Source organism: Nostoc sp. CHAB 5715 (genome assembly GCF_020829685.1).
Classification (GTDB): Bacteria; Cyanobacteriota; Cyanobacteriia; order Cyanobacteriales; family Nostocaceae; genus Nostoc.
This window is the reverse complement of the sequence record NZ_JAIVFR010000446.1, coordinates 1-5,878: the sequence shown is the minus strand read 5'-3', so window position 1 is coordinate 5,878 and position 5,878 is coordinate 1. Positions and strand designations below refer to the sequence as shown.

The 5,878-nt window shown below is 39.6% G+C and carries 4 protein-coding genes; 3 read left to right on the top strand and 1 reads right to left on the bottom strand.

Going from position 1 to position 5,878, the window contains the following annotated elements; all coding sequences use genetic code 11:
• Together LC574_RS22715 and LC574_RS22710 are read left to right on the top strand one after the other, a co-directional pair.
• On the top strand, nucleotides 1-1,228 hold a 1,228-nt coding region (locus LC574_RS22715), incomplete at its 5' end, for an ABC transporter substrate-binding protein (protein ID WP_229455793.1).
• Between the two features lie 442 nt (nucleotides 1,229-1,670).
• Nucleotides 1,671-2,696, top strand: a complete 1,026-nt coding sequence (locus LC574_RS22710) for an ABC transporter permease (protein ID WP_229455791.1) — start codon at nucleotides 1,671-1,673, stop codon at nucleotides 2,694-2,696.
• 158 nt (nucleotides 2,697-2,854) lie between these two features.
• Here LC574_RS22710 and LC574_RS38190 read toward each other — a convergent pair whose 3' ends face one another.
• Nucleotides 2,855-2,989 (bottom strand): hypothetical protein, encoded by a 135-nt coding sequence (locus LC574_RS38190; protein ID WP_267871640.1) that lies wholly within the window; start codon nucleotides 2,987-2,989, stop codon nucleotides 2,855-2,857.
• 549 nt (nucleotides 2,990-3,538) lie between these two features.
• Here LC574_RS38190 and LC574_RS22705 point away from each other — a divergent pair.
• Nucleotides 3,539-5,230, top strand: a complete 1,692-nt coding sequence (locus tag LC574_RS22705; protein WP_229455790.1) for a hypothetical protein — start codon at nucleotides 3,539-3,541, stop codon at nucleotides 5,228-5,230.
• Nucleotides 5,231-5,878: the final 648 nt, after the last annotated feature.

The following is a 5,878-nucleotide window of genomic DNA, read 5'->3' as shown; positions in this document are numbered from 1 at the left end:
TATTCAAAATAAAGGAAAACCTTCATTCTTACTAGGTGATATAGTAGATTCCGTAAAAACTACAAGCGAGTATGAGTTAACCTTTAAGCTGAAAAAGCCCTTTGCAGCCTTTCCTTCATTGCTGGCGTTTCCTGGAGTGTGTGCAGTTTCACCAAAAGCTTACGAACTTGGTGCTGGTAAATTTAAGCCGAATATTTTTGTGGGGACTGGCCCTTACAAATTAGGACAGTATGGTACTGATTCAATTCGATTTGATGTGTTTGATAAGTATTGGGGAGAAAAACCAGTTAACAAGGGTGTTAACCTCCAAATTCAAACTAGTCCGGTTAATTTGTTTAATGCTTTCCGTACAGGTGCAATCGATGTAGCTTATTTGTCCCTGCAACCAGATCAAAATCGGAGCTTGTCAGAAGGTGGTAAAAAAGGGGATTGGCAAGCGATCGCAGCTGAGGGTAGTGTAGTAAGTTATCTGGTATTAAACCGGAATCAGCAACCTTTAGATAAATTAGAGGTAAGACAAGCGATCGCGTCAATAATTGACCGTCCACTCTTAAATGAGCGAGCGTTACTTGGTCAAGCAGATCCGCTTTATAGCATGATTCCCACGACGCTTAATGTTTCTGTGCCATTATTTAAAGATAAATATGGTGATGCTAACTTTGACCAAGCTAAAAAATTATTAACTACTGCTGGTTTTTCTAAAGAGAATCCGGCAAAAGTACAAATTTGGTATCCTTCTAGTTCACCTACTCGTAGTTTGGCAGCACAGACGCTCAAATCTCTTGTTGATGCCAAAATGGATGGAATACTGCAATTTGAAGTCACTCCCGCCGAAGGGCCAGCCTTCTTTAAAGACATTTCCAAAGGTTTATATCCAGGGGCTTTACTTGATTGGTATCCAGATTTTTTAGACCCAGATAATTACGTCCAGCCGTTTTTGGCTTGCGACAAAGGTTCAGTTGCTAAAGGATGCGAAGATGGAGGCAGTCAAACTCTGGGTTCGTTTTACTATAGCGAAGCCATGAATAAGCTGATTGACCAGCAACGCAAAGAACTAAATCCCGAAGCGCGTCAGAAAATTTTTGCAGAAATTCAAACGCAAGTAGCTACTGATGTACCTTATGTTCCTTTATGGCAAAGCAAAGACTATGTATTTGCCCGAAATGGTGTTAACAGCGTACAACTTAACCCTACCCAAATTCTGATTTACCAGACAATTAAAAAGTAGGGCTATTTCGTTCTAGACATAAACCGCCCAGAACTAAAGTTCACAGGCTTTTAGCCCAAGTCCACTAAAGTGGACTAAAAGCCTTTATTAGTCGTCTTTAGACGACTTTTACTATTAGCCTCAGAATTTATTCTGAGGTGGGCTAGATGAGAATGAAATAGCCCTGATTAAAAAGTAGTCATTAGTCATTAGTCATTAGTAATAACTGTTGATCATTGACTTTTGACTCTTCAATAAAATATTTAATGTTCAATATATATCTAAGCCATGTGCGACTTTCTCTCAAACCTAACCCCCAACCCCTTCCCTACAAGGAAAGGGGAGCAAAAATCAAAGCCTCTCTCCTTTTAGGAGAAAGGTTAGAATATTAAGTCGCACATCGCGTTATTTAGTTAATAGCTAAGATAGTTCCAAAAACTGCATTTATAATTTTTAATTGCTTATGTCTCGCTCTAAAGCTTTACAATATTACATTCTTTCTCGATTGCTTCTCGCGCCACTTCAGCTATTAACGATTATCACCATTGTATTTCTCTTACTAAGAGCAACGCCAGGAGATCCAGCAGATGCAATTCTCGGCGGACGTGCGCCAGAAACTGCTAAAGAAGAATTGCGAAAACAACTTGGTTTAAACCTTCCTCTGTGGCTACAGTATCTCAATTATTTGGGAAGCATACTGCGCTTTGACTTGGGAACATCTTTAATGAGTCGCGGACAGAATGTTTGGGACATAATTGGACAATATTTCCCAGCGACAGTAGAGTTAGCAGTATGTAGTATGGCGGTTGCACTCATCGTTGGAATTGCGGTTGGGACTCTCTCAGCCTCTCGTCCTGGAACATATTTTGATGTCGGTGGGCGCTTATTTGGGATCATCACCTACGCACTTCCTATGTTTTGGGCGGGAATGCTTTTGCAGTTGATTTTCTCAGTCCAACTGGGTTGGTTTCCCAATTCCAACCGCTTTCCGCCCAATCTTCCGGCTCCCACTACTGTGACTGGATTGTATACAATTGATAGCTTACTCGGTGGAAATTTTACTCAATTTTTCACATCTTTGCATCATCTTGCCCTACCGAGCCTCACTTTGGGAATTCTGCTCAGTGGGATTTTTGAGCGAATTGTGCGAGTGAATTTAAAGCAAACCTTGCAAGCTGATTATGTAGAAGCCGCTAGAGCCAGAGGTATTGGTGAAAATAAGATTTTAGCCTCCCATGCCTTAAAAAATGCGTTAATTCCGGTAATTACAGTCTTGGGATTAACCTTTGCGTCTCTGTTAGGTGGAGCGATTTTGACAGAGGTAACATTTTCTTGGCCTGGGTTAGCGAATCGACTGTATCAAGCGATCGCCGATCGCGATTATCCCACAGTCCAGGGAGTGCTGGTGTTTTTTGGTGCGATCGTTGTGAGTGCCAGCATTTTGATTGATATTTTAAATGCTTATGTAGATCCGCGAATTCGCTACTAGCAAAAGGTTATTAACTCAAGACTTACGCAAACAATAGCCGAAACCCTTATTGCCCACATTCAGCATGAGTAAATATACTCAAAATATTCTTCCCAGCAGGTTATTTTGTCAAAAAAATAATTTCATAAAACAGCTAAAACCCAATCAAAATAGGCATTTCACGTTTTTTTGTTATCTATGGAGGTGTTCAAAGAATTTAATCTCAAACCAACTAATTTATTGACAATAGTATCAATAAGCTTGATTGCCGTTAGGTAGAGCAGCGATCGCTGTAATATAGAATTGAGCTTCATTGCCTGAAAGCCTTGTTATCATTGGGTTGTAGATAATTCCAAAAATTTAAAAAATACCTGCTGAATGTGGGTTATTGTAATATTACTGGAATAGTATTGTATTATAAAGCAAGTAGCTGTATGCTTGATATAGCTTTTCTCACAAGCCCTAGCAAAATATACTTCATAGGGTCTTGAAAAAAGTCCTGGCCTGTTGAGTTAACTTCGACTCGATTAGTCCAAGCTTTTTGTTCCTGAATTTCCAGCGATTAATCAAGCTTAAGAGGTTGTTTGAAAAGTAGTTGGCTGTGATTTTAGGCACTTATTGATCCCCCTTAACCCAATACTGCTCGGTTAAGCCTCTTTTGAGCATTATAGACAACGATATTTCAAGGGTTTGAGCCTACTTTTTTTCCTTAACCGAGCAGTATTTCCCCCTAACCCCCCTTAAAAAGTAGGAACCATAAAGGGAGCGATAGAACCAAACTTTTCAAACATCCTCTAAAGAAAGCTTGAATTAGTAGTAATTTCTTAGCTCAAATTAATTGACATAATTCTGAGGTATGAACTATGGCTCCAGTATCTGATATTGTTCTTTTACAAGACTTAACAGGGTCATTTAGTGAGGACTTGCCCAGGCTAAAAAGTATCTTTCCTTCACTATTAGATAACTTAAAAGACCCAGTTTTAGAAGTTATTTACGGTGCTAACCCTTTTTTTGGTATTGCCTCTTTCAAAGATAAACCAGTTAGTCCCTTTGGTAGTGCTGGTGATGGTGACTTTGTTTATAGAAACAACATTGCTTTAACAGGTGATACAGCTAGTGTTATTTCAACAGTTAATGGATTAAGTGCTGGTGGTGGTGGTGATGGACCAGAAGCACAATTAGAAGCACTTTTGCAACTATCTTTCAATCCTAATTACAGAGTAGGTTCAACTCGCATTGCTTTAGTTATCACTGATGCTACTTTTCATCAACCTCCAGAGGGTGTAACAAGGGCTGGCTCAACTATTACTCGACCTAATGATGGAGATAATGTAGCTGATGCTGACGAAGATTATCCAACAATTGTCCAACTAAGAAATAGGCTGGTTGCAAGCAATATTATTCCTGTTTTTATAGTTGAAGAAGGGGTTGCAGAGTCTATTAAAGTCTCCTACCAGGATCTAGTGATTCAACTTGGTCGAGGTCAAGTAATAGATTTTCAACGCGGTAGTATAACTATTACTGATAGTATAAAAATAGGTATTGCTAGTGCAAGAGGAATAATAACCGTTTTGGGAACATCAGGTTCAGATCCGGAGGTTGATCTGAGTGGTAGTGATAAAGATGAAGTTGTCTTTACGGGAAGTGGTGGAGATATTATTACAGGTGGAATTGGTAACGATTTTATTGATTCGGGATCTGGTGATGACAATGTTGATGGCGGGCCCGGTAATGACATTGTAGATGTTGGCGAGGGTGATGACATAGCTCTTGGAGGCGATGGTCATGATTTTCTGTTAGATGGTTCTGCTGGTACTGATAGTGGTATCAATAATTTCTCTGGAGGGGAAGGTAACGATACTCTCAGGGGTGGTGTTGGTAACGATAACCTTAGTGGAGACGAAGGCAACGATTTCCTCCAAGGAGGTAGTGGTATCGATATCCTTGTAGGAGGACCAGGTAATGATAACCTCCAAGGAGGTAGTGGTGGCGATAACCTTAGTGGAGGCGTTGACAACGATTTCCTCGATGGTAATACTGGTGACGATAGACTTACAGGGGGAACAGGTAATGATACTCTCCAAGGAAGTGATGGTGACGATTTCCTAAGAGGAGATGATGGTAGCGATATTTTTAATGGTGGTAGTGGTAACGACACTCTTAATGGTGGTAATGGTAACGATGTTCTTACAGGAGGTATAGGTTCAGACCGCTTTGTATTTGACACTGGAAGTGCTTTTAACAGTTCTACTTTTGGTGTAGACCAAATACTAGACTTTTCAGGTGATACAGACAAAATTTTGTTATCGAAAAGAACTTTTACAGATCTAGACAACACTACCAATGGTGAATTAATTGGCTCTGACTTTGCCGTAGTTGCTACCGATTCTCTAGCTCAAAGTAGTAGTGCAGAAATTGTTTATAGTTCTGGTAGCGGCAGCTTGTTCTACAACCAAGATAACGAAGCGGTCGGTTTTGGTACGGGAGGTTTGTTTGTAACTATCGTGAGTTCTCCTCTTTTAGCTGCTTCTGATTTCTTGGTTTCTGGAGTGTAAATTAGTTTGATTCTAAACCTGTAGCTATGATAATTATGTTACACGTTTTAGGAGTTAATAATGTTGTCATAAATCAACTATGAACATCATTTATCTTGTGTCTTAGTTATCCAACAAAGGTTTGAGGCTATAACCCAATACGGTTCAGTTAAGGACAATCGTAGAGAATCGTAGGTTGGGTTGAGGAACGAAACCCAACATTTTCGGTAATTTGTTGGGTTTCATATCAAGTTCGGCAAATCACTTACGATATGTCATTGCGAATGCAACGAAGTGGAATGAAGCAATCGCAAAGGTTTGGGATTGCCACGCTTTGCTCGCTTTTGACTAAGTACTAAGTCGGACATGATATCACTTCGTTCAACCCAACCTACGGAGTTTATGGTTTTTGACCTAACTGAATTGTATTGGGCCATAACCCACCTTAACAATTCAAAATTCAAAATTCAAAATTCAAACATTTTAGAAATTTCAAACGGGGATTTAAACTCCGACTGAAACTAGTGCTACATATAGATGTAGGGGTCTTAAACCCTTGAACTTACGATAAATTTAGGGGATTTAATAAGGACGCTATAAATATGCGCCTACTCGATGGAATACATATTTTTTGTTTTTCATAAATAAATTTACGCGATGCACTGAGCG